28 protein-coding genes are annotated in these 25025 nt (G+C 38.5%); 17 read left to right on the forward strand and 11 right to left on the reverse strand.

The features are described from left to right. The first annotated feature begins 1 nt into the window (after window position 1). The 4 genes from lipB to ABD769_RS15570 all read left to right on the forward strand — a co-directional run bounded on the left by lipB (window position 2) and on the right by ABD769_RS15570 (window position 2329). Entirely contained in the window at window positions 2-730 is a 729-nt protein-coding gene (gene lipB / locus ABD769_RS15555; RefSeq protein WP_344852316.1) for a lipoyl(octanoyl) transferase LipB, read from the forward strand. A gap of 43 nt (window positions 731-773) precedes the next feature. Then, on the forward strand, window positions 774-1499 hold the full coding sequence (locus ABD769_RS15560; protein WP_344852317.1) for an SGNH/GDSL hydrolase family protein: 726 nt from the start codon (window positions 774-776) through the stop codon (window positions 1497-1499). Window positions 1500-1583: 84 nt separating this feature from the next. Further along, complete coding sequence (locus tag ABD769_RS15565) at window positions 1584-1934, forward strand: CD225/dispanin family protein (RefSeq protein ID WP_344852318.1); 351 nt, start codon at window positions 1584-1586, stop codon at window positions 1932-1934. Then, window positions 1934-2329: a DUF2752 domain-containing protein gene (locus tag ABD769_RS15570; protein WP_344852319.1), complete on the forward strand. Its 396-nt coding sequence runs from the start codon at window positions 1934-1936 to the stop codon at window positions 2327-2329. Before ABD769_RS15565 ends, ABD769_RS15570 begins: the two co-directional genes overlap by 1 nt. Here the strand turns inward: ABD769_RS15570 and ABD769_RS15575 are convergent. Next, complete coding sequence (locus ABD769_RS15575; RefSeq protein WP_344852320.1) at window positions 2326-3069, reverse strand: RDD family protein; 744 nt, start codon at window positions 3067-3069, stop codon at window positions 2326-2328. The genes ABD769_RS15570 and ABD769_RS15575 overlap by 4 nt on opposite strands. A 188-nt stretch (window positions 3070-3257) precedes the next feature. On the opposite strand from ABD769_RS15575, the gene ABD769_RS15580 reads away from it, so the two are divergent. The 6 genes from ABD769_RS15580 to ABD769_RS15605 all read left to right on the forward strand — a co-directional run bounded on the left by ABD769_RS15580 (window position 3258) and on the right by ABD769_RS15605 (window position 9412). Beyond that, window positions 3258-4211 (forward strand): stage II sporulation protein M, encoded by a 954-nt coding sequence (locus ABD769_RS15580; RefSeq protein WP_344852321.1) that lies wholly within the window; start codon window positions 3258-3260, stop codon window positions 4209-4211. A 1-nt stretch (window position 4212) separates the two neighbouring features. Continuing rightward, window positions 4213-5097: a hypothetical protein gene (locus tag ABD769_RS15585; RefSeq protein WP_344852322.1), complete on the forward strand. Its 885-nt coding sequence runs from the start codon at window positions 4213-4215 to the stop codon at window positions 5095-5097. Between the two features lies 1 nt (window position 5098). Beyond that, window positions 5099-5827 carry a DUF4129 domain-containing protein gene (locus ABD769_RS15590; protein WP_344852323.1) on the forward strand — a complete coding sequence of 243 codons (729 nt, stop codon included), beginning with the start codon at window positions 5099-5101 and terminating at the stop codon, window positions 5825-5827. Continuing rightward, complete coding sequence (locus tag ABD769_RS15595; protein WP_344852324.1) at window positions 5824-7014, forward strand: DUF4350 domain-containing protein; 1191 nt, start codon at window positions 5824-5826, stop codon at window positions 7012-7014. Before ABD769_RS15590 ends, ABD769_RS15595 begins: the two co-directional genes overlap by 4 nt. Then, window positions 6995-7972, forward strand: coding sequence for an AAA family ATPase (locus tag ABD769_RS15600; RefSeq protein ID WP_344852325.1), 978 nt, complete (start codon window positions 6995-6997; stop codon window positions 7970-7972). The genes ABD769_RS15595 and ABD769_RS15600 overlap by 20 nt, the downstream gene beginning before the upstream one ends. Before the next feature lie 93 nt (window positions 7973-8065). Next, window positions 8066-9412: a DUF58 domain-containing protein gene (locus ABD769_RS15605; protein WP_344852326.1), complete on the forward strand. Its 1347-nt coding sequence runs from the start codon at window positions 8066-8068 to the stop codon at window positions 9410-9412. Window positions 9413-9494: 82 nt separating this feature from the next. Here ABD769_RS15605 and ABD769_RS15610 read toward each other — a convergent pair whose 3' ends face one another. From ABD769_RS15610 to ABD769_RS15625, 4 genes are all read right to left on the reverse strand, one after another. Then, window positions 9495-10553, reverse strand: a complete 1059-nt coding sequence (locus ABD769_RS15610) for a nucleoid-associated protein (protein ID WP_344852327.1) — start codon at window positions 10551-10553, stop codon at window positions 9495-9497. Window positions 10554-10632: 79 nt separating this feature from the next. Beyond that, complete coding sequence (locus tag ABD769_RS15615) at window positions 10633-11115, reverse strand: MarR family transcriptional regulator (RefSeq protein ID WP_344852328.1); 483 nt, start codon at window positions 11113-11115, stop codon at window positions 10633-10635. Then, window positions 11115-11618: a GNAT family N-acetyltransferase gene (locus tag ABD769_RS15620; RefSeq protein WP_344852329.1), complete on the reverse strand. Its 504-nt coding sequence runs from the start codon at window positions 11616-11618 to the stop codon at window positions 11115-11117. Before ABD769_RS15620 ends, ABD769_RS15615 begins: the two co-directional genes overlap by 1 nt. 107 nt (window positions 11619-11725) lie before the next feature. Beyond that, window positions 11726-12298, reverse strand: coding sequence for a TlpA family protein disulfide reductase (locus tag ABD769_RS15625; protein ID WP_344852330.1), 573 nt, complete (start codon window positions 12296-12298; stop codon window positions 11726-11728). 115 nt (window positions 12299-12413) lie between these two features. Here ABD769_RS15625 and ABD769_RS15630 point away from each other — a divergent pair, with 115 nt between their 5' ends. Further along, window positions 12414-12746 carry a hypothetical protein gene (locus ABD769_RS15630; protein ID WP_344852331.1) on the forward strand — a complete coding sequence of 111 codons (333 nt, stop codon included), beginning with the start codon at window positions 12414-12416 and terminating at the stop codon, window positions 12744-12746. Between the two features lie 112 nt (window positions 12747-12858). Beyond that, window positions 12859-15171 (forward strand): TonB-dependent receptor, encoded by a 2313-nt coding sequence (locus tag ABD769_RS15635; RefSeq protein WP_344852332.1) that lies wholly within the window; start codon window positions 12859-12861, stop codon window positions 15169-15171. Window positions 15172-15376: 205 nt separating this feature from the next. Here the strand turns inward: ABD769_RS15635 and ABD769_RS15640 are convergent, their stop codons facing one another. The 3 genes from ABD769_RS15640 to ABD769_RS15650 form a co-directional block, all read right to left on the reverse strand. Then, window positions 15377-16456, reverse strand: a complete 1080-nt coding sequence (locus ABD769_RS15640; protein ID WP_344852333.1) for an NADH:flavin oxidoreductase/NADH oxidase — start codon at window positions 16454-16456, stop codon at window positions 15377-15379. 96 nt (window positions 16457-16552) lie between these two features. Further along, window positions 16553-17542 (reverse strand): aldo/keto reductase, encoded by a 990-nt coding sequence (locus tag ABD769_RS15645; RefSeq protein WP_344852334.1) that lies wholly within the window; start codon window positions 17540-17542, stop codon window positions 16553-16555. A 2-nt stretch (window positions 17543-17544) separates the two neighbouring features. Then, window positions 17545-17940 (reverse strand): DoxX family protein, encoded by a 396-nt coding sequence (locus ABD769_RS15650; RefSeq protein ID WP_344852335.1) that lies wholly within the window; start codon window positions 17938-17940, stop codon window positions 17545-17547. Between the two features lie 203 nt (window positions 17941-18143). Between ABD769_RS15650 and ABD769_RS15655 the strand changes: the two genes are divergently transcribed. From ABD769_RS15655 to ABD769_RS15675, 5 genes are all read left to right on the forward strand, one after another. Beyond that, window positions 18144-19019: an ABC transporter ATP-binding protein gene (locus ABD769_RS15655; protein WP_344852336.1), complete on the forward strand. Its 876-nt coding sequence runs from the start codon at window positions 18144-18146 to the stop codon at window positions 19017-19019. Between the two features lie 3 nt (window positions 19020-19022). Continuing rightward, the gene (locus ABD769_RS15660) at window positions 19023-19820 is read left to right on the forward strand and encodes a hypothetical protein (RefSeq protein WP_344852337.1); all 798 of its coding nucleotides are present in this window, start codon (window positions 19023-19025) and stop codon (window positions 19818-19820) included. Window position 19821: 1 nt separating this feature from the next. Then, a complete protein-coding gene (locus tag ABD769_RS15665) occupies window positions 19822-20196 on the forward strand; it encodes a GntR family transcriptional regulator (protein WP_344852338.1) in 375 nt (124 codons plus the stop codon). A gap of 3 nt (window positions 20197-20199) precedes the next feature. Beyond that, on the forward strand, window positions 20200-21057 hold the full coding sequence (locus ABD769_RS15670; RefSeq protein WP_344852339.1) for a hypothetical protein: 858 nt from the start codon (window positions 20200-20202) through the stop codon (window positions 21055-21057). A 137-nt stretch (window positions 21058-21194) separates the two neighbouring features. Then, the gene (locus tag ABD769_RS15675; protein ID WP_344852340.1) at window positions 21195-22181 is read left to right on the forward strand and encodes an alpha/beta fold hydrolase; all 987 of its coding nucleotides are present in this window, start codon (window positions 21195-21197) and stop codon (window positions 22179-22181) included. A 62-nt stretch (window positions 22182-22243) separates the two neighbouring features. Here the strand turns inward: ABD769_RS15675 and ABD769_RS15680 are convergent, their stop codons facing one another. Genes ABD769_RS15680 through ABD769_RS15690 form a run of 3 tightly spaced genes read right to left on the reverse strand, consistent with a single transcriptional unit; the run spans window position 22244 to window position 25009 of the window. Beyond that, on the reverse strand, window positions 22244-23134 hold the full coding sequence (locus tag ABD769_RS15680) for a DUF6263 family protein (protein WP_344852341.1): 891 nt from the start codon (window positions 23132-23134) through the stop codon (window positions 22244-22246). A 16-nt stretch (window positions 23135-23150) separates the two neighbouring features. After that, a complete protein-coding gene (locus tag ABD769_RS15685) occupies window positions 23151-23924 on the reverse strand; it encodes a M90 family metallopeptidase (protein WP_344852342.1) in 774 nt (257 codons plus the stop codon). A gap of 59 nt (window positions 23925-23983) precedes the next feature. Beyond that, window positions 23984-25009 (reverse strand): Gfo/Idh/MocA family oxidoreductase, encoded by a 1026-nt coding sequence (locus ABD769_RS15690; RefSeq protein WP_344852343.1) that lies wholly within the window; start codon window positions 25007-25009, stop codon window positions 23984-23986. Window positions 25010-25025: the final 16 nt, after the last annotated feature.

Genomic DNA, 25025 nt, shown 5'->3' on the forward strand with positions numbered 1-25025 from the left:
GATGAACGAGACAGCAGAAAAAGAAATTGCAGCAGATTTAAAACCAACCATTTTTACTGACTGGGGCTTAACCGATTACCAGGAAGCATGGGATAAACAGGAAGATTTACTGAATAAAACGGTAGCCATTAAAACAGCAAACCGTGTTAACAATACCCAAAACCCTACCCCAAACCACCTTATTTTTTGCGAACACCCGCATGTTTATACTTTAGGTAAAAGTGGTCATCCTGAAAATTTATTGCTGGATGAGCAGGGTTTGAAAGATAAACATGCTACTTATTATAAAATTAACCGCGGTGGCGATATTACCTATCATGGTCCGGGGCAGATTGTAGGCTATCCTATTCTTGATCTTGATAATTTCTTTACCGATATCCATCTCTACCTGCGTATGCTGGAAGAAGCGGTAATCCTTACTTTAAAAGATTATGGGATCGAAGCAGGTCGTTATCCTGGTTACACTGGTGTTTGGTTAGATGCCGATAATGAAAAAGCACGTAAAATCTGCGCCATGGGCGTACGCTGCAGTCGCTGGGTTACCATGCATGGTTTCGCTTTTAATGTAAATGTAGATCTCGGTTATTTCAAAAATATTGTTCCCTGCGGCATTGATGATAAAGCGGTTACCTCTTTGGCAAATGAGCTTGGTTATCAAATGGATATAGAGGAAGTAAAAGAACGATTAAAAAACCATATTGCCGGTCTTTTTAAAATGAAGCTGATTTAGAGTGCAATAAAACTAAGTTTAAGGCTACTTCGTAGATTAAACCATGAAGATTTTATTGAACCTCTTTTTATTTTCTTTCTTAACTTCGGGCTGTACAAAACAAGCCCCCATGATTAACGAGCCGGTTACCGATCAAACCATAAATCCATCAAACGGAACAGGAAATTTCACTTATCTCGCCCTTGGCGATTCTTATACCATTGGCGAATCTGTAAAACAGGCAGAATCGTTCCCGTACCAGCTTCAAAATTTATTAAAAGCTAAAGGCAGCAATGTGGCCAACCCAAAAATTATTGCCACTACTGGCTGGACCACTGATGAACTTCAGGCAGCCATTAAAAAGGAAAAATTAACCCAAACCTATAGCTTTGTTACGCTTTTAATCGGGGTAAATAATCAGTATCGTGGTTATCCGATCAGCACGTACAAAAAAGAGTTCGCAGAATTGTTACAAACGGCAATTGCATTTGCAGGTGGCGATAAGACGAAGGTTTTTGTTGTTTCTATTCCCGATTGGGGTGCTACACCCTTTGGTAAAAACTCAGGAAGAAATCCAGAAACCATTGCAGCCGAAATTGATAGTTTTAATGCTGCAAATCAGGAAATCACGCTTGCAGCAGGTGTAAGCTATACTAATATTACATCTGCATCCAGAAATGCGTCTACCAACCCTGCTTTAGTAGCGGGCGACGGTTTGCACCCAAGCGGCAAAATGTACGGCCAGTGGGCCGATGCGTTACTAACAAAGGTAACCGCTGTGTTGAAATAATTTAACTTCCATTTATTCTGTTTTTAAATTAAAAAAATTACTTTAGTTTAACTATTTAAATTAAGTAATCTTAAAATTGATACTATGGAAGATCAAAAACCCCAAGAACAAGCACCTTTCGGACAACCGCCATTTGGACAACAGCCTTTCGGACAACAACCATTCGGAAATCCTGCCCCAAAAAACTGGCTGGTAGAATCGATCCTTGTTACCTTATTCTGCTGCTTACCATTTGGAATAGCTGGCATTGTAAATGCTGCAAATGTGAATAGCAAATATGCTGCAGGCGATTATGCCGGAGCTCAGGCTGCATCTGCCGCTGCTGCAAAATGGACAAAAATCGGATTTTTTATAGGAATCGGTGTTTATGTTTTATACATATTGTTCTTCGTAGTACTTGGTTTTGGCGGTGCCATGATGGGTAATTACAGATAATGAAACTACTGTACATCTTAGGATCGATTGTAGTGTTATCACTTGTGATAATTTATTATAAATTCAATCCTGAGGTGTACAATTTCTTTCCCGAGTGTCCCTTCCACAAATATTTCCACTTAGATTGCCCCGGCTGTGGCTCACAAAGAGCTATACACGCATTGCTTCATCTAAATGTGCAGAAAGCAATGGGATACAACCTGCTGCTTGTACTCAGCCTCCCATTACTCGCCGTACAACTGTTTTCTAAAATATATGCTTACTTCACTAACCAGAATATGGTGCTGCGTTTTTGGTATAACCCCAATACGCCAAAAATAATCTTTGTTATTGTGATTATATTCTGGATTGCCAGAAATTTACCTTATACCCCTTTCAGCTATCTTGCAGCTTAAACACTCATGCTGGCCGTTAAGTAATTGTAATCTTTTAAAACGGTTTCTAAAAACTGTAACTCATTCATTCCGTCCGGTATGGCAACCAAAATATGTTCTTTGGTTTTAGCCGCCATTGCATAAATTAAATCTGCATTTCCGGTTTGATAATAGCCTGTAAGCACTTCGTGAATCAGTTCTATATCCCGGTCGTTCAAATGTAAAACCTCCTTAAATTTTGGTTCATATTCTTCGGGTAATTTAAAGCTAAAAGCTACATTGGTAAATTCGGTACGGGGTTTTGTTTTAATTAATGTGGTTTTAGCGAGTATATCGCCCAAACGCTGGTGGTTTTTGGTTATGGCTACAGAAACCAGTGCCACTACACCCCATCCAAAAGGAAAGCCAAAATCGATCATCCTGAACAGCCACCTGAAAATATACTGACCGAAAGTGGGCTGTGTGCCATCGATACTGATTACCTTGATTTTGAACACCTTTTTCCCAAACGTTTGTCCATCCATGGTGATTTCGCAAATCAGATCATAAAAAGCAAATATGGCTATAAAAACAAATAAGACAACCATACCTGCACCTCCTGATATCCCTATTGATACAGCGCCCATCACAACAAGTGCAACCACAGCAATTAAAGCAAATCCAGCAAGGTCAATACACCTCGCGGCAATGCGTTCACCTAATCCGGCAATTTCGTAATCAATATCAATATTCTGAGCAGTGCTAATTCTGATGCTATCCATATTCAAACATAATTTTTTTAAAGATAATTGAGGCATACAAATCAGTAATTTTTTCCAACTCATGTTTTCTTATATTTTTCATTTTAGATGCCCCATCTGTGTATATTTGTTTTAGAGACAGAATTAACCGGGATTTTATTTCCATAAAAAATTAACTATTTTAACGCCAGATTTGGTAAGGCCTTTAAATGAGAGAAGCATTATTTGTTAAACAGCATTCGGAAAAGTGGCAACATTACGATTCCATGCAACAGGCTAATCCCGATGAGGTAGCCAACCAGTTTATCGAAATCACCAACGATCTTGCTTATTCAAAAACCTTTTACCCCAATTCGAAAACCACAGCTTATTTAAACGGCCTAGCGGCTAAACTGCACCAATCGGTTTATAAAAACAAAAAAGAGAAATCGAACCGTTTTATCCACTTCTGGCAAACGGAATTACCCTTAATATTTTTACAGCACCGGAAACAGGTATTTTACGCGTTGTTTTTTTTCCTGATTTCGTGTGCCATCGGCGCTTTATCTGCCAAATACGACGATACTTTTGTACGCTTAATTATGGGAGATGGTTATGTAAACATGACTAATGAGAATATTGCCAAAGGCGATCCTTTTGGAGTGTACAAACAGGATAATCCATTCATCATGTTTTTGCAGATAGGCTCAAACAACATTTTTGTAGCCTTATATACTTTTGTTTTGGGCATTTTATTCTCATTTGGCTCTATCGTTTCCTTATTCAGAAACGGGATTATGCTTGGTTCGTTCCAATATTTCTTTTTTAGCAAAGGTTTAGGTTTTCAATCTGTCCTGGTGATCTGGATCCACGGAACGCTCGAAATTTCGGCTATTGTACTGGCCGGGGCCGCAGGTTTAATTTTAGGCAACAGCTTTTTATTTCCCAAAACCTATACCCGCATGGCATCAGTGCTCAAGGGGGCAAAAGACGGATTAAAAATCGTAATCGGCCTGATCCCGATTTTTATTGTAGCAGCCTTTTTTGAAAGTTTTGTTACCCGCCACACCGAAATGCCATTATGGCTAAGCATATCGATTTTACTATCATCTGCAGCCTTTATAACCTGGTATGTATTTATTTATCCCATTAAAGTTCACCATAAACAACCTACACTAAATTAACATGATCGGGAAATTAGAGTTTAGAAAAAAAAGAGATTTCGGACAGGTGATAAACGATACGTTTACCTTTATGCGGCAAAATTTTAAACCGCTCATTAAGGTATATTTTATGTTTTGCGGTTTGTTTGTGGTGGCCAGCATGCTCACCATGTTGTTGCAACAATATAAAATGGTGAATCTCTTCAATACCATTGGTGTTGAAGGTAACCCGAACAAATTTGGGCTTTCATCAATCTATAACTTAGAATATTTTTTATCTATTTTATTTTCGCTGGCCACTTATGCCAGTATGAGTGTGGCCGTACTTTCGTACATTGCTGTTTACGTTCAGAAAGGGAACGAAACGCCCACTACCGACGAAGTTTGGGGATATTTTAAACATTATTTTTTTAGGGTTTTCGGCAGCTCGCTCCTGTTAATCCTGATGCTGATTATATCCTTTTTCTTTTGTGTTGTACCTTTCTTTTGGCTATTTCCTTACGTAGCCATGATTTTCCCGATTATGGTAATCGAAAATGGCTCGCTTGGCTATTCATTTACGAGGAGTTTTGCAGTTATTAAAGATAATTTCTGGGTTACCTTTGGTACCTTAATCATCGTATGGATTATTGTGTACGCCTGCATGAGTATGGTGGTTTTACCTACTACTTTATTTAATATGGTGGGCATGTTTACGCATAAAACGCCTCGTATGTCGTTAACGTTAACGATGATTACTACCGTTTTACAGTCCATTTGCCAGGTTTTCACCATTATACCGATCATCACCATTTCGCTGTCTTATTTTAGCTTGGTGGAGCAGAAAGAAAATCCGGGATTAATGGAGCGCATTTCTAATTTTGGCAACACCGAAAAACCGATAGATACCAGACCTGAAGAATATTAAAATGCAGCGTGTTTTTATCCGATATCTTCTTGTTTACCTCCTGTTTTTTATTCCGGTAATTAGTAATGCACAGGCGGTTAAATCCAAACCTGTTATTAAAGAAATCAGGATTGACAGCGCTAAAATTACGCCGTCAAAATTTGATAAGGATTCCATCAGCAGTTATAAAGAGCAGAAAGAATTTCAATATGACGAAATCGGCCAGCAGCAGCTGTCATGGTGGGACAAATTCTGGAGGTGGTTTTGGAGCTTAATTGGCTCATTGATTCAGGGAGCAACTTCTAATTTAATTTCGAGGTATATTTTTATCGGACTTGGCGTAGCACTGATCTTATACATCGTGATCAAAACAATTGGTACGGAAAACATATTCAGAAAAAAATCAAAAGAAACCATTCTTCCCTATGATGTGATTACCGAAAACATCCATGAGATTAATTATGAGCAGGAACTGCAAAGATTGGTTGCCGAAAGAAAATTCCGTCTGGCTGTGAGGCTGTTATATTTAAGGGCACTAAAACAACTGAGTGACGCCGAAATCATCAACTGGCAGCCCGATAAAACCAATTATAATTATTTAATGGAAATTGATAAGCCTGAACTCAGAAACGATTTCAGCAAGCTTACCCTACAGTTCGATTACATCTGGTATGGCGATTTCCCTGTTGATGAAGTAAAATTTGAGCCCATTAACCAATCGTTTAACCAGTTTAACAGCCAGATTAAATGAGAGGTTATAAAATATATCTGATTATTGGCTCAATCCTGATCCTCCTTTATTTAGTGGCGCAGTACAATAAGCCTACACCCACAAACTGGTCACCAACCTATGCCGTAAAAGATAAAATCCCATATGGAACATACATTTTGTATCATAGGATAAAAGATATTTTACCCAAAGCAAATATTCAGCAATCTAAAGCAGCCATTTACAACACTTTAAAGGCTAAAAATTTTAATAAAACGGCATATTTAATTATTGCCCAAAAAGCAGAGATCAGCAAAACAGATTTCAATCAGCTGGTTAAATATATGCAGGCCGGTAATGATGCTTTTATTGCCAGTTACGACCTGGGCAAAATAGAAAAAAACCTTAAACTGCAGGCGGTCAGCGCCATGTCGGCCGAAGGCAGCACGCTAAACTTTACCAACCCAAACTTAAAAACTGATGCAAATTATGGTTTCGACCGAGGGATTGGCAGTCAGTATTATAGTAAGATTGATACCAGCAAGGCTACTGTACTTGGTGTAAACGGGAACGGGAAACCCAACTTTATCCGTTACAATTATGGAAAAGGAAATCTCTACCTGATTGCAGAGCCGGGATTTTACACCAATTTTAACCTGTTGGATAAATACGGGGCAGAATACGCCGCCAAAACCCTGAGCTACCTGCAGGGAAACACCCGGGTTATTTTTGATGATTATTTTGCCGGACAAGAAAACACCACAACCGACATGCTCAGGGTATTTTTTAAACACCCAGAACTTAAATTTGCTTATTACCTGAGTATTTTCAGTTTGATTATTTTCGTACTCTACGATATTAAACGCAGGCAGCGGATTATTCCCATTGCCGATCCGCTTACCAACACCTCGCTGGCTTTTGTTAACGTGGTAGGCAGTGTGTACTACCATGAGCGGAACAACCTCGATATTGCCTTAAAAAAGATCAACTATTTTATGGAGTACTTACGGAGCAGGTATTACCTTAAAACCAACGAGATCGACAACAGATTTGCCCAATTGTTAATGGAAAAAACAGGGATTAACGAAGCTCTGGCCAAAACATTAACCAGGTATTTTATCGAAACGCCTAAAATGGGCAATCTGAACGACACACAATTGATCAATTTAAACGAAAGCATAGAACAGTTTTATAAAATTACGCAAAGCAATGGAACAAGAACAGTTTAACCCACGTACCGATTTAAGTGCATTAAATGCGGCTGTTAATCAGATCAGAACCGTACTTGGAAACATCATAGTAGGCCAAAAACAGGTGATTGATTTTTTAATTGTTGGTTTACTTGCCGATGGACACATCTTAATTGAAGGCGTTCCGGGTGTTGCTAAAACGCTAAGTGCCAAATTACTGGCCAAATCAATTGATGCACAGTTTTCGAGGGTGCAGTTTACCCCCGATTTAATGCCTTCGGATGTTTTGGGAACGCCAATTTTCAATACCAAAACCGGAGATTTTGAATTTAGAAAGGGACCAATTTTTGGCAATATTATTTTGGTTGATGAGATTAACCGCGCTCCTGCGAAAACCCAATCTGCGCTTTTTGAGGTAATGGAAGAACGCCAGGTAACCATAGATGGGCAAACCTATATGATGGATGAACCTTTTATGGTACTGGCTACCCAAAACCCGATTGAACAGGAAGGAACTTACCGCTTGCCTGAAGCCCAGTTAGACCGTTTTCTTTTCAAAATCGAAGTTAAATACCCTTCGCTGGAAGAAGAAACTGCCATTTTAATGGCACAACATACTTTGGTAAACAAAACGCTGTTAAGCGAGGTAAAGCCCGTATTATCGGTAAAACAGATACAGGAAGCCAGGGCCATTATCCGTAATTTATTTGTTGAACCGAAATTATTGGAATTTATTGCCAAAATCGTAACCGAAACCCGTAATAATTCTTCGCTTTATTTAGGTGCCTCACCAAGGGCATCTTTAGCCATTGTACACAGCGCAAAAGCTTTCGCCGCCATCCAGGACCGTGATTTTGTGACACCGGAAGATATTATCGCTGTTGCAACACCTGTATTGGCCCACAGGATACTGTTATCGCCGGAAAAAGAAATGGAAGGGTTAACCACAAGTGATATTGTAGCCCAGATTATTAAAAAAATAGAAGTACCAAGGTAAGTTCACAGTCTTGAGCCTGTAGTCCTTAGTCTTCATTAACGAGAGTCACCCTGAGCGGAGTCGAAGGGTAAACAATTAACCGATTAAACAACATTGAAAAAATTCTTTCAGCAATATTATACCAATCTGTTCTTAACCGACCGTTTATTTACGGCTTTAGGGCTTTGTATTGTGCTTTTCTTGTTGAAATTCTTTTTTGCCTGGCTGAGCGATATCCCCGAAATTGCTACTGGCGCTGTGTTCGTTTTGTTTTGTATCGATCTTTTTATCCTGTACAGGAATACCAATGGGATTGAAGTTAACAGATTTACTTCGAAACGATTGAGCAACGGAGATGAAAACCCGATCCAGATTGAAATTAAAAACCGTTATGGTTTCGGTATAAATGCAAGGGTAATTGATGAAGTGCCTTTCCAGTTTCAAATCCGCGATAAAGATTTCAGGCTTCATTTAAAACCGGCTGAGATAAAATCAATTCATTATAACTTACGCCCAACCAAACGTGGTGAATATGACTTCGGATTTATCCGCACTTATATCAGTTCGCCATTGGGTTTAATCAGCCGGCGCTATAATTTCGATGGAGCCAAAGTGCTGCCTGTTTATCCTTCATTTATTAATCTTGGTCAGTACGAACTGATGGCCGTTTCGCGCTATTTAACTGAATTCGGAATTAAAAAAATCAGAAAAGTTGGACAAAGCAGTGAATTCGACCAGATTAAAAATTATGTGGGTGGCGACGATATCCGTACCATTAACTGGAAAGCCACAGCCCGAAAAGGTGGTTTAATGGTAAATACCTATACGGACGAAAAATCGCAGAATATTTATTGCATTATTGATAAATCACGGGTAATGCGCATGCCTTTTGAAGGTTTAAGTTTGCTCGATTATGCTATTAATGCTAGCGTAGCACTTTCTAAAGTAGCCATGCTGAAAGAAGATAAAGCAGGGTTAATTACGCTATCTGAAACTATAGGGGCTATTGTACCTGCAGATCGCAAAGCTTCGCAATTGGGTAGTATTATGAATGTACTGTACAAAGAAAAAACCCGGTATCTTGAAAGTAATTTAGAGGCGTTATATTCTACTGTCCGTTCGGTGGTGAAACAACGGGGGCTTTTGGTTTTCTTTACCAATTTCGAAAGTTTATCGGCACTTCAACGTCAGCTACCTTACCTTAAAAGAATTGCCAAATACCATTTATTGGTTGTGGTATTTTTCGAAAATACAGAACTAAAAAGCTTAAGCACCGATCCGGCTAAAGATGTAGAAGGCATTTACCATAAAACCATTGCTGAAAAGTTTATCTATGAGAAAAAACTCATGGTTAAGGAGTTGAACAAACACGGCATCCTGGCCATCCTTACGCCGCCACAAAAGCTTACCGTTAATGTGATCAATCAGTATCTTGCATTAAAGGCACAGCAGCGGATTTAGTGCACAGTCTTAAGTCGTGAGTCCTTAGTCTAAAGTCAACTATGGTCCAGAGACTCACGACTTAGGACTCAAGACTAAAAACCTATTCCTCTTCCCTAAAATATACCTTATAAAAGTTCATCGATTTATCATCGTCGTAGCCTTTCTCAATCATATCTTTATTGCCGTGGATATAAATGTGGAAGTTTTTATCTAGTTTTAGCACACTTTTATAAGCACGTGCCTGTTTTTTAACCGCAGATTCGGCGATTTCAAAATGATCGGCAATGGGGCTTTCAAACTCCTCTTCGTAATTTTTCTTATAGTTTTTAAACGATTCTATCCCTTCGGCATTACCGATTACTTCATTTCCAAATTCTTCAATATCAAAAGTTTCTTTCTCTTTAAAATATTTCATCGACCGGTTCAGGAGATCAATTTTATCCGCTTTGCTGATTTCGTAATCATCATCCAGTTTCTGTGTGACGAAGTTTTTATAAACCCCCAAAACATTATTGGTTTGGTTATAACTATCATTTCTGATTTTCAGCTTTAGAAACTCATCCTTCCAGTAAACGGCAGAATCGTTACTGCTTTTCGATTGATCAAGCACCACTACCTTGTAACCTTCTTCTTTATCAACATTAAAAATCAAACAGCCTTTATCCAGTTTATTAATGCTGATGGCTTCCTGCTCATAGCTCATGTTAAAACCGTCCAGCTCAGGATAAACCTTTAAGTAAGTATCTTTCGTTTCCGATTTGAAAATGCCCAGCACATCCAGCTGCTCGCCTTCAATCTGCACTTTTTCGAAATAAGCTACATATAGTTCGCCTGATTTAATTTTAGGATGGTTGGCCACATCATATAAATATTTGGCCAGTTGCTGCGAGTCTTCGTGAAAAAGCGCATTGTTCTCAAAAATCTCATGCGCAAAGTGGAATACTTCGTTTAGCTGTAAATTATCATTGGGATGAAAAAAACGGTACACTTCATTTACTTTTTCAAAAGGCTTTAAGAAATACTGCATTAACAGGTTTCCCAGCAGTTCATCCTCAATTTTTAAAGGGGCATCAGATAATTTATAATACTCTTCAACCAGTTTATTACCCGTATGGTGAATGGAAAGTTGCTTAAGCGAAGCCTCGAAAAATGAAATCATGGAAGCAAAAATAGCAAAATGATTGGTTAACCTCATTCAAAATTCATTCATTCAATCATTCAATCAATGGCTCATTCTGTCATTTATTCATGTAAACCTCGGCCCTTTGTAAAAAGCTTTTCTCCTGTAAAGTTGCTTCTACTTCATTTATGGCCTTCATCAGGTTATTTTCGGTGTTTGTAATTTCTGCAGTAGCTTTAATGATCACTTCCCAAACGGGTTCCATGGTTGATAAAAGCATTTTGCCTTTTTCGGTAAGTTCAACCAGACGCTTACGTGTATCTACCTTATCCTTTTTAGAACGGATCAGTTTCTCCTTCTCCAGTTCTTTTAACAAACTGATGGTGGAAGGATGGGCATAACCGATTTCTTCTGAGAGGGAAACTACACTCATGGTTGATTTTTGATATAACGTGTAAAGCACCGGGAACCATTTGGGCTGAAAATCGATCCCGAATGCTTTATAAATCAACAGCCCATCTCTGCGGATCTGGTCGCTGAGCCGTTGTAAACGTGTAGAAATGGCCAGTAAACCAGAAGCATCAATTACATTTTGTTCCATTAAACAGATTTTAAATCCAGGCTATAAAAAACATTATCAACTGCCATGCGGGGAAAATAAACCGGCAAATTTTCCATTGCAACTTGTTTAAACCCATTACGCTCGTAAAAGCGGCAGGCAGCTTCCAATATATCCTTGGTACCCAAATATACTCCATTCAGTTTGTTATCTTCGCAATAAGCTAAAAGGGTTTTTAATAAAGCCTGCGCCACGCCTAACTCTTTCCCACGAAATTCCTTTTTAACAAACATCTTTCTGATTGCTCCGGCATGGTGCCCGGGTTGCGCAATTAAGGCAATGGTACCAATAAGTTCGCCATTTAGTTTAGCACCCCAGAATGCACCTCCCGAACCATCGTAGTGTTTTTCGATATCCAACAGATCGGGTTGTGCAGCCAGATCGATATCTACATTAAATTCTATTTGCTGGATGGGCAGAATTAACCCGATAACCGATTCGCAGAATTGATTATTTAACCTTTCAATTTTAAAGTCTTTTTGCATCGCTAAATATTATGCAACAAATATATGTAGTTAACTACATATATTGCAAATAGAAATATCATTTCATCATCAAAAATTAATTTGGAAAGTTTTATGGCTGATATAAATTAACGGCTACTTTTCAGTTTATTAAGAAAATCAATAATCTTTTGATCGGCATAATTGGCTACACCTTCGTGCCTGAAAGACAGCCTGCCCTGTTTATCGAAAATAACCGTGGTAGGCAATGCACCGGAGAATACTTTTTCGGGAATATCGCTTTCTACTTTATAAACCGGCATTCCATACTTGCGGTCGGCCATAAATTCGGTCGATTTTGGAAAATCACCATCGGCGTCGGCAAAAATGAATACAATATCTTTATCATCTTTGAACTGGGAATATAACTTATTGATAGAAGGCATTTCGGCCCTGCATGGCGGGCACCAGGTTGCCCAAAAGTTCAGAAAAATAACTTTACCTTTTAAATCGCCCAGATCAACCAGATTACCTTTGGCGTCTTTAAACCGGATACCGTTAAGGTCTGCGACATCTTCTTTTGGTGCTTCAATATCTGGCTTATAAAAACCGATTTTCATTAATCCTTTAATAAAAAATGCTTTTGCATCAGGCACAAAAACAATGACCAACAGGAGCATGACAAATAAAGCATTAAATATATTTTTCCTTATAAATTTCATTAGCTGTCAGTTCAAAGGGATTAAACCATTGATAAAATCGCAGGTCATAGCACTATAAAAGCAATGTTACTTTTCAAATATATATAATTGCTCAGGAATTACTACTTTTGGCCTGTTGAAAAAGCATAGACAAAACATCCAGAAATATTTATCGGCATTTATGCTGATGGTGTTTGCTATTGCTTTAACTCCGTGGAGTGTTCTTCACCACCACAATGCCGTTCCTGTTGTGCCTAAAGAAGCACATTGTAAACATGTAAGCCATGTACAGGCACACGGCGAAACCTGTTTAATCTGTAATGCAAGTTTTGAAAAAAACTATGTGCAAACGCACCACATTTACAGGATCTTTTTATCCGCAAAAATTTTTAACCGTACCGAACCTACGTTAAAGAATGCCTTTACCGAAATAAAGCGCACCTGCTTACGCGGTCCCCCTTTGGCTTAATTTTTTCATTTCGAGCGCAAAGCGCTAAATCCATTTATTACATGAAACCTAAAACAGCTTCAAAACAGGCTATTTATTGGTTTTTTGAATCATTTTTATTTATATCCAACACATGAAAAAATTACAGCTTATCGGCCTGGTAATTCTATATACAATTTTAAGCAGCACTGTTTTTGCTGCGGCTTTAAAAAACATAAAAGGTAAGGTTATTGATGCCAGCACTAAACAAACATTGCCAGGCGCCACCATTTTTATTCCGGATTTAAAGGTTTCGGCCGTAACCAATAACGATGGAGAATTTATATTAAACAACCTTCCTTCAAAAGGAAGTTACCTGGTAGAGGTACATTACGTAGGCTATAAAACTGCTACACAAGTAGTTAATTTTGCCAGTGAAGCTGGTTTAGAGTTCACTTTACAGCCCACGGCAATCGAAACAAAGGAAATTGTAATTACCGGAAGTTTGATCAGCAGCACCAGCAAAAGAAACAGCGCCTCATCGGCAGTGGTAGGCAAAGATCAGCTTTTGCAACCCTCAACCAACTTAATTGATGCATTAACCAAAATCCCAGGTGTTTCGCAGATTACCACCGGACCATCTATTTCCAAACCCGTTATCAGAGGTTTAGGCTACAACAGGATCGTAACCTTAGATGATGGAATTAAACAGCAAGGCCAGCAATGGGGCGATGAACACGGAATCGAAATCGACCAGTTTAAATCAGACCGCATCGAGGTTTTACGTGGTGCAGCTTCATTAATGTATGGTTCTGACGCGTTAGGTGGTGTAATTAACTTATTAGAGCCTAGTTCGGCACCAGAAGGCCAGGTAAAAGGCGAATTTATTACCAATTACTCTACCAACAATGGCCTTACCGCAAACTCTTTGATGTTAAACGGTAACGAAAACGGTTTCGTTTGGAGGGCCCGCGGAACTTATAAAAGTGCTTATTCTTTTAAAACACCTACCGGATATTTCCCTAATTCAGGTTTTAACGAAACCGATTTAAGCGGTATGGTAGGCTTAAATAAAAGCTGGGGTTACACGCACCTAAACGTTTCAAGTTTCCGCAATAACATTGGTTTTTACGAGCCAACTTTAGATGATAACGGAAATTTTGTAAAAGAAGATGGTAGCGCATTTACCAATGATGATTATAAAAACCGTACGTTAGAGTATCCGCGTCAGGATATCAGGCACTTTAAAATTGCGTTAAACAACAATTTTATTTTGGGCAATGGCAATTTAAAGGCAGATTTTGGTTATCAGCAGAACCAGCGCCGCGAACTGGATGGACCAGACCCGGCTTTATTCTTCGATCTTAAAACTTATAATGCCGACTTAAAATATTATATCCACGAAACCAACGGATGGCAGCCGGTTTTTGGTTTAAGTGTAGATGATGCACATAGCCAGAATAAAGGAACAGAATTTTTAATTCCTGCTTACGATACCTTTGGTTTAGGCGTTTTTGCTTATGCGAAGAAAAATTGGGAGAACAATACTTTTAGCATTGGTGCACGCTACGATTTCAGAAAAAACAACGGAAAACAATTGTTTGATGACGGCGAAGAACTTTTTGCTCCTTTTAAAAACAAGTTTTCTAACGTAAGTGGTGCCTTAGGTTTTACACATCAGTTTAATGATGAACTGAATTTTAAAGCCAATGCGGGTTCTGCTTTCCGTGCACCAAATCCGGCAGAATTAGGATCAAACGGTGTACATGAAGGTACTTTCAGATATGAAATCGGGAATTCTGCTTTAAGTCCGGAGCGCAGTTACCAGGTAGATGCTGCTCTGGAATACGAAGGAAAAATTATAAGTGCAAGTGCAAGCATTTATAACAATTACATCCACAATTACATCTATGCTTCCAACAATGGCGAGCAAAGAACTGTTGATGGTACACTTTTCGATGTTTACCGTTATGGACAGGTAAATGCAAACCTTTATGGGGCTGAGGCAAGTTTAACTATCCATCCGGTTCCGTTTATCCACTTCGAAAATACTTTTGGATACGTTCATGCACAGAACAATACGTTAAACAGGCCACTTTCGTTTATTCCTGCCGGAACATTAAGAAATGAGTTGCGTTTCGAACCCAAGCTTAAAGGTACAAATGATGCTTATCTTTCTGTGGGGATTAATTCAGCATTTAAACAAAACCGTGTGGATGATGTTTTCGAAACACCAACCAGCGGCTACACTTTATTAAACGCAAGCATTGGTGCTACATTTAATTTAGGCAAACAACCTGTTAAATTATCGGTTTCGGCCAATAACCTGTTAAATCAGAAATATTACGATGCTTTGAGCAGGTTTAAACCAGGTCGTTTTGATCAGGAAAACCTTAATTTAGGGGTTTACAATACCGGTAGAAACATCACTTTCGGATTGTATGTTCCTTTTACTCTGGTTAAGTAAGACGATTAATATTTTGAAAGCAAAAAGCGGAGCTGATCAGTAATGATTGCTCCGTTTTTTGTTTTTTACTGGTGAAAGAGAAAAAAGAGTAGCGTCATCTCGACTGAAGCGCAGCGAAATGGAGAGATCTATCTCGAGACAGATTTCTCGGCTGTGTTGCACTCCGCTCGAAATGACGGTTGGTGAGGATATTTGTTGCCCTTAACTACTTCTTACTCGTCTCCCTTTTGGCTCTCACATATTGATTAGGCCATTCTGTATCATCACCCAATACCTGTGCAGCATGCGTAGGGAAATAAGCATCACGCAACGATTCGCGGGCAATAAAAATTAAATCGGCTTTTTCCTGCTCCAAAATTTCTTCTGCCTGATGCGCCTCAACGATTACACCCACTGCACCAGTATAAATGCCAATTTCGTTCCTGATTTTATCTGCAAAAGGAACCTGGTAATTTGGTCCTGCCGGAATAAAGGCATCAGGCACATTACCACCCGAGGAGGTATCAATTAAATCTACTCCGCGATCTTTTAATACCGCAGCCAATTGCAACGAATCATTTTCGTTCCAGCCACCTTCTGTCCAGTCGGTTGCCGAAATACGGACAAACAAAGGCAGGTTTTCAGGCCAAACCGATTGTACCGCTTCAACCACATCGATTACTAAACGGATCCGGTTTTCAAAACTTCCACCATAAACATCATTCCGTTTATTACTCAGCGGACTAAAAAATTCGTGCAATAAATAACCATGTGCAGCATGTATCTCTACCACTTTATAACCGGCATCCAAAGCGCGTTTTGCAGCAGCCCTGAAAGCAAAAACAATATCCAGAATTTCTGAAATCGTTAATTCATGGGGTTCAACCTGTCCTTGTTTAAAAGGGATTGGCGATGGCCCAACGGGTTTCCAGCTGTTTTCGCCATCTGCAATCTGTTCACCACCATTCCAAGGCACTTCACAACTGGCTTTTCGCCCTGCGTGCGCCAGCTGAATCCCGGCAATTGCACCATTTTCATGAATGAAGGAAACAATCTGTTTCAGTTTTTCTACATGCTCATCTTTCCAGATACCCAGATCGGCATAAGTAATTCTTCCATCAGCGGTAACCGCAGAAGCTTCCTGGATAATTAAACCGGCACCGCCTACCGCACGGCTTCCTAAATGCACCAAATGCCAATCGTTGGCAAAACCATCAACAGCAGAATACTGGCACATCGGAGAAATAACAATTCTATTTTTTAAGGTTACATCCTTTATAGTGAAAGGAGAAAATAATTTCGACATATTTTTTATATTTTAACCACAGAGGTCACAAAGAATGCACAGAGTACGCTGATTTTCTCTGCGAAAAACCCATGTACTCTGTGGTTGATATTTAGATTAAAAACCTGCGTTCTTCAATTCGGTATTAATCAACTGAATTTCTTCAGCACTTAATTTTACATTTACGGCTTCTGCATTTTGTACAGCTTGTTTTTCATTCCTTGCACCAACCAAAGCTATGGTAATGCCCGGGCGTTCAATCGTCCAGCGTAAAACCAATTGAGACAAAGTTGCATTTTTCTCGTCAGCCAATGGCTTAATCTTTGCCAAAAATGCATTTGTTTTTTCTATACTTTCTGGTGAGAAAAATTTATTTCCCTGGCGGTGATCGCCTTCTTCAAACTGATGGCCAGGTTTCAATTTGCCGGTTAATAAACCACGCTCCATCGGGCTATAAGCCAAAACTGATTTATTTTTTTCGATGCAAAAAGGAACAATCGCCTCTTCTACCCCACGGTTTACCATGCTGAACGGGATCTGATTGGAAACGATTTCTAAAGTTTGGTCAGCTTCTTTTAATTGCGCTACATCATAATTGCATACGCCGGCATAACGTACTTTGCCCTGCTCAATTAACCTGCTCACTGCTTCAAAAGTTTCGCTGATGGGCGTAGTTACGTCTGGCCAGTGAATCTGATAAAGGTCAATATAATCAGTACCCAGGCGTTTTAAAGATTGCTCGCATTCGTAAATTACACTTTCTTTACCTGCGTATTTATAAATATCGATCTCTTTTCCATCATTGTTTTTACTCTTAAAGCCGAAATCGCCTTTGGCCAGGTCCCAGCGCATGCCAAATTTAGTTACCAGCTGTAATTTATCCCGCGAAATTCCTTTTATGGCATCGCCCACAATCTCCTCGCTATCGCCCTGTCCGTAAATCGGTGCCGTATCAATTGAAGTAACCCCTAAATCGTAGCCTGCTTTAATGGCGCTTATCGCATCATTTCTGTCGGTGCTTCCCCACATCCAGCCCCCCGCTGCCCAGGCACCAAAAGTGATTACCGACAGTTCTAAATCTGAATTTCCAATTTTTCTGTATTCCATAATTATTTTTTAATGAGTTTATCAACCGCATAACTGTTATGCGGCAGGTAAGCAATTAGAACCGATAAAAATGCCACATGGATAAGCTGAGAAGGAAGTGCCTCCCAATTCTCAATTACTGTGGTTCCAAAAATCAATGCTAAAGAAATCAGTCCGGCAAACAGCAATCCTTGTCTGGTAAACAGGCCTAAGATAATCATCAATCCTGCTATAAATTCGGCAAAGGGCAAAATGTAGCTGAAAGGGATGACCAGTGCATCAGGCAAAAAAGATTTTGAAAATTGCCCGGTCATCCAGTGACTAAAGCCTGCAAGTTTCGGTAAACGCACCAGGCCATGTCCGAAAAAACTTAAACCTATTGCTAAACGGCTAAGTAGGTATGCCCATTTTGTATCCATATTTTATCGATATACTACAAACATACAATCTCCACATTAAGGAAGTTTTAATGCAACGATTATTAAACGGATATTTTACTGTTCCGTGGCGAAGCCAGGCGCTTAGCGCCCAGCGCAAGGCGATTGGCGTTGGACTAATCGCATGAAAACGCCACCCGTTAACCGCCATCCGCAAAACTTTTTTCACTAAAAATTTGGAGGTAATGAAAATACATTATACTTTAGTGTATTATTTAACTAATACAGTAGATATGATCAACATTAACAATCTTAACTTTGGCTATAACAAGCACAAGCCATTGTTTAAAAATATGAGCATGCGTTTAAGCAATGGTCATATTTACGGTTTGCTCGGAAAAAACGGTGCCGGTAAATCAACCTTATTAAAAAATCTCGCCGGTTTGGTGTATGCACAGAGCGGAACTTTAGACGTAATGGGTTACGATCCGGCCAAGCGACAGCCTGCACTTTTAGAGCAGATTTGTTTTATTCCGGAAGAATTTTACCTTCCATCTGTAAAAATTGATGCCTACATTAAAGCAAATGCACCATTTTATAAAAATTTCGACCATAATTATTTCACCGACCTGATCAAAGAATTTGATATTCCGGTTGAGCAGAAACTCATTAATATGAGTTACGGACAGAAGAAAAAGGTAATCATCGCATTCGGACTGGCCACACAGGCAAAACTGGTAATTATGGATGAACCTACCAATGGTTTGGATATTCCATCTAAAGCACAGTTCAGAAAAATTATGGCTTCTGCAATGACAGATGAGCGCTGCATCATCATTTCTACCCACCAGGTGCGTGACCTGGATAACCTGATCGACACGGTAATTATGCTTGATGAAAACGACATTGCCCTTAAAGCTACAGTAGAAGAAATTACCGCAAAATTAACCTTTAAAAAAGTAAAGGAAATTGATGACAGCATTATTTATGCTGAGCCATCCCTCTCTGGCTATAACGCCGTAATGCCGAACTACCATCAGGAAGAAAGCAAATTGGATATGGAGCTACTTTTTAATGCCATACTCGCAGAAAAAATCAAATTTAAACCTCTATTCAGTTAAGCGATGAACAATACATTTAATATTAATCGATTTGGCTTATTGCTTAAAAGACAATGGCTTGATTTTGGAAAAATCTATTTAATCAGTTTTGGTGTATTAATTGGCGTTTTGGCCTTATTTTATAGCATAAGCTTAACAGATAATAATTTAAAATACCTTTCATCTAACACATTAAATTTTAGATATCCCTTATTTCTGATCACTGGCTTTCTATTTGTAAGCATTATAGCGAACAGTTATTTCATGCACTTAGGACAAAAACCTAAAGCCATCATTAATATTTTGGTACCTGCATCTAACATCGAAAAATTTTTCTGTGCTATATTCTATACCCTAATAATTGGAATACCAAGTTACTTATTGTGCTTTTACCTGATCGATCTTGCGTTTATTTCTTCTGTTAGGGCAACCCATACCTTAACAGGAAGTTATACCGATTATCAGGGAAAAAAGGTGGTAATAGATTATGTTTCTTATTTTTTCTCAACCGGAACTGTTAAAGAATTTTATCAATTTTATTATGTGCCGCTATTAATTAATAGTGTATTCCTTTTAGGCTCTGTATTTTTTCAAAACTTCCACTACATTAAAACAGCCATTTCTGTAATGGTTTTTGGAGTGCTTTGGGTTGTTTCAACAATTTGGGTAATACAAAAACTAACCAATAATACCGTTTGGGTTGGAAATAACTATTGGCAAGACGAGCACAATATTTTCTTCATCATGAGTTTAATCGGCATATTATTAACATTGGCATTCTGGTTTATCTCATTTATACGTTTAAAAGAAAAGGAGGCTTAAAATGGAATTTAATAATAACAAGGCCATTTACCTACAGATAGCTGAATACGTTTGCGAGCAGATATTATTAGGTAAATGGAAAGCCGACGAAAAGATTCCATCGGTAAGGGAGATGGCCATAGAAATGGAAGTAAACCCGAATACGGTAATGCGGACATACGAATTGTTACAGGGTAAAAATATCCTTAACAATAAAAGGGGGATTGGTTTCTTTTTGGCTGATGATACCATTGATCAGGTAAAACAATATCGGAAAACCAGTTTTATTGACGATGAACTCCCGAACCTGTTCAGAAATCTTTATCTACTGGAAATCGATTTCGATGAATTAAAATCCCGCTATCAAACTTTTGTATCACAAAACTTTAACGCCTAAAAAATGAAAACAAGCAATAAATTATTAATTGGGCTGGCAATTGCCTTGCTCATCATTCCATTAACAGTAATGATCTTAATTGCCAAAGCAAACCGGATCGATAATAAGACCTATGATAAAATGCTAATGGGAGCCGAAACCATAAACGGTGACGCTGATCGGCTTATCAAAAAATATTCTGTTCCGGCATTTCAACATGTGGTAATTAATGGATCAGAATCATCTTTCCTTAATATAAAAATCATTGCAAACGATAAATTTTTGCTTAAAGCGACGAACGAACTTGCTCCGTACATCGAATATAAGGTAGATAAGGATGGAAAACTTAACATATCCTTAAAACCTGAACGCAACTACCAGCATGGCACGCTATTGATTTTTTCACCAAATTTAAAAGGAATTACTTTTAATAATGTATCGGTTGACGGATTATCGGTAAATACCGATAGCTTAAATGTAGAGATCACCAAAGGTGTAAACTTCAGATTTGGAGAGGATATGAAAGTTAAAAATCTGCACCTGGTAAAAATTACTACATATCAAGAACAAGATGTGGTGATACCTGGGATTACCATTGAAGATGCAAAAATTGAAAACTTGCATGCCGACATCAATGCGGGATACTTAACCGTAAATAACACACCACTTTTAAATGTTGCTTTGAAATTGAAAGATGCAAAAGCTGAATTCAAGAATGAAGAAATTAAGAATATAGGTCCGATAGAAACGCTCTCACTTAATAGCATGGGCAAAAATGATGTTAATTTTCAACATGTAAAGATTAATAAAGCAAGTGGCAATCTTTCTGATGAAACAAGCATCCAGATACCTACTATTAATTTAAAGCAATTGATTAAATAGTATCTGGTGCACCAGGGATGCATTTGCTGTAACATATTATAGTGACTTTGTAAAAAGGGCATGATTTTTAAGCTAACTAACTGGCAAAAGTTTAACTTGGGCCAATTAGTTTTTTTAGTTTAAGTCAATTCCAATCAATGAAAAAATACTTCCTTTTACTTTCCCTTAGCTTATTTGTTCTCATCCACGTACAGGCACAAAAAACGGATACCCTTTCTATCACTTTGGATAACGTTAAATATCCATACCCGGTTAAATATTTCCCTATAAATACCGAAGGGCAGGATATTAAAATGGCCTATATGGATGTTGCACCTACTGCAAATGCAAATGGCAAAACAGCGATACTTTTCCACGGAAAAAATTTTGGCGGTTACTATTGGGGCAACGTAATTAAAGCATTAACCAATATCGGTTACAGGGTTATTGTTCCTGACCAGATTGGTTTTGGTAAATCATCAAAAGCATTTATCCATTATAGTTTCCATCAAATGGCTGCCTGGAACAAAAAGCTATTGGATACACTGGGCGTTCAAAAAACAGTGGTTTTAGGCCATAGTATGGGCGGAATGTTGGCCACCCGTTTTGCTTTAATGTATCCGGAAGCAACAGAAAAATTGTTGCTTGAAAACCCAATCGGACTGGAAGATTACAAAACTTTTATTCCGTACACTACTACTGCCCAACAGTACCAAACCGAGCTTAAAACCACTTTAGAAAGCGTAAGGAAATACTATCAGAGCTCTTATTTTACCTATTGGAAACCAGAATACGAATACCTGGTTAATATAGCCGGTGGGGTAACTTATAGTGCCGATTACCCACGCTGGGCAAAAGTGGCCGCGCTAACCTATACCATGATTTATGAACAACCTGTGGTGTACGAATTTCAGAATTTAAAGGTGCCTACGGTTTTATTTATCGGTAAAGAAGATAAAACCATTGTGGGCAAAGGTTTGCTCACGCCAGATCAGCAGGCTTTACATGGTCAGTACAAACTTCTAGGCAAGCAAACTGCTGCCAAAATTATTGGCGCTAAAATTATCGAATTTGATGCCTGCGGACATATTCCGCACATCGAAATCCCAACGGAATTTTTGGTGGCCTTAACGGGTAGTTTGTAATATAAATATCTTGCGTAATCGTCATTCTAGCGCATGTGGTTGGGAATGACGACAATACTAAATTAATTAACCTCTTTACCCACAATTTTATTAATACCCTGCATTTCAAAATCAATATCTTTTCCCATTGATTTCATTTTTCCATACAGTTCTATCCGCAAATGACTGTTCAACACAATTCCGGTTTTAATATCGAGCGATGTTTCACCAGAATTGGTTCCTTTTAAATCGGTTTCCATTTTATTGCCCATAGCTTCAAAATTTCCTTTTGATACCAGGCTACCTTTTACAATGAGTATAGCAACGCCATCTTTAACTTCCTTTAAAGTATATTCTGTAATGGTTTCAATCGGCATACTCATCTGCAGTTTTGTATCAACCGTCCAGCTGTCGCCAATTTTCACAGCTCTTTCAGGATAAATTTTGAAAGAGGATTCCATGGTCTGTTTTACCACATCTGCGCTAAACTGCTTACTCAGGGCATTTTTAATCTGCCTTACCTCGCTGGTATCATTGCTCATTTTTGCCGCCATATTATCGAGCATTTTATCTATGCCCGCCACAGTTTTAATCCCACCATTTGGGGTTACGGTCATCAAAAAAGTAGCTCCTTTTAACCCACTAAATGGATTTTTCTTTGTGCTGTCCTGATCATCCGAATTATATGTCATAGTCGTTCCCATGGCAACCGATTTCATAAAAATCTTTTTATAGGTTACTTTAACATCCTTTTCGCCATTATGGCCTTCTGTAATATCAAAAGTATAATCAGTTCCAATATTTTGGGTTAAATGAACCTCCTGACCGCCAATTTTCTGGTTAATGATCTGATCGGAATTAATCGAGAAATCGTATTTATAACCCGTTGGAAAATTTTGCCTCAATATATAAGTTTTCTGTGCAAACACACTGACTGAAATTAAACTACAAATAATCGTTGCAAATATTCTCATTTGGTAATTTTTCATTTTAACCTGCAGGTTGTTGCGCAAAAATGCGGCTTAACTGAAAATATAATTCAGGATGTTTATCCTTAAACAACTCTGGTTTCTCAAAGAAATATTCAGAAACTACCGCGAAAAATTCGGCTTCATTGGTAATCGCATAAGGATTAATATCTGATTTATTATCCTCAATTTTTGCAATCTCTTCGTGCATCATTTTAATCCATGGCAAGGTATATTCATGTGCCATTAAATTTTCCGGAACGCCATCCGTTGCCCCATCTGATTTATCTAAAAGATGTACAAATTCGTGTATAGCTGTATTTTCTTTTCCGGCACTTTTAGAAAAGCCATGGCGTAAAGCCGAACGCGATAAAATCATTTGTCCGTTCATATAACCGGTACCTACCATGCCCATAATATTTCTTTCTCCACCTTCAAACTCAAAATCCTTGTTAAAGGTATCGGGATATAACAAAACGCTGGTCAGGTTTTTGTATTGCCAGTCATCAAAACCAAAAATCGGGATTACCGCGCTCGAGGCGATCAACAATTCGTCCAGAGTCGTCATTTCCAGCCCAACCGCTTCAATTTTAACCGAACTGAAAAATGCTGCAACTTTCTGTTCAAATTTTAGCTTATCCGTCGAATCGAGATTATGGTAATAAGCCACATAATCATCTAATATTTTCTTGTCCACATCCGTTAAAGGCTCAATGGCCACCTTCTTCTTTTTAAGGATCAGGTAAAGGGCAATCAGGAAAATAGGAATTAAATAAGCAAATGGCAACGAGTTCATATTAAGGATTACACAGATTAAAGTGATTATACCGATTTAAAGATTACACAAATCAGAGGTTAGCTTTCAATAATTTCTAATTGAATTAAAACATCTTCTCTGGTAACGGGATAAGGTTTGTTATTGGTGATTGATTGATAAATGGCTTCAAAAAGGGGCAGGTAACTTCCTGTTTCCGATTTAATGATTTCTTCGGTTTTATTTCCTTCAGCATCAATGGTGGTTAACAAACCATCTTTACTTGGCGACTCAATGCCATAAGCCGGATCGGTTAATTTCATACCCGCCAGCAACTGTTCTTCCTGAATATCGGTTCTTTGTTTAATAAAGCTACCATTTACGCCATGCAAAACAAACCCTGGCTGCGGGTTTACCACCAGCATACTCGAGGTTACAAAAACATTTACACTATCAGGATAGCTTAACTGGATTGAGAAATAATCATCAACTAAGGTGCCTGCCCTGTTTTTACCCAATATTTTATGGAAACTCAGTGGCTTACCGAATAAACTGATAACCTGATCTAAAAGGTGCGGACCTAAATCGTAAAGCAGTCCGCTGGCTTCTACCGGCTTTTCTTTAAATGCTTTTGGCCCGATTACATTGCGGTAACGGTCATAACGTAAATGAACTTCAACCAGTTTACCGAGCTTACCACTATCGAGCACTTTTTTTACCGAAGTAAAATCGCTATCCCAACGGCGATTCTGGTAAAAGAAAATCTGCCTGCCAACGCTATCGGCTAATTCGAAAAGTTCTTTGGCTTGCTCGCTGGTTGCGGTAAATGGCTTTTCAACCAGAATATGTTTATGCGCATTTAATGCTGCTTTAGCATGTTCGTAATGAAGGTTATTAGGCGTATTAATCACCACTAATTCAATTTCTTTGTCATTCAGCAGCTCTTCAACGCTGTTATAACTAATAATATTGGGGTAATCGTTAACTGCATTTTTATGACTCCGCTCTACCACAGCTTTTAAATTGAAACCACCGTGTGCATGTAAAAAAGGTGCGTGAAAAACCTTTCCAGACATGCCGTAAGCTAATAAACCTGCATTAATTGTTTTATTGATATTCGTATCCATAGGTTATAAATGTAAC

This window comes from Pedobacter jeongneungensis (assembly GCF_039538295.1).
GTDB classification, from domain to species: domain Bacteria; phylum Bacteroidota; class Bacteroidia; order Sphingobacteriales; family Sphingobacteriaceae; genus Pedobacter; species Pedobacter jeongneungensis.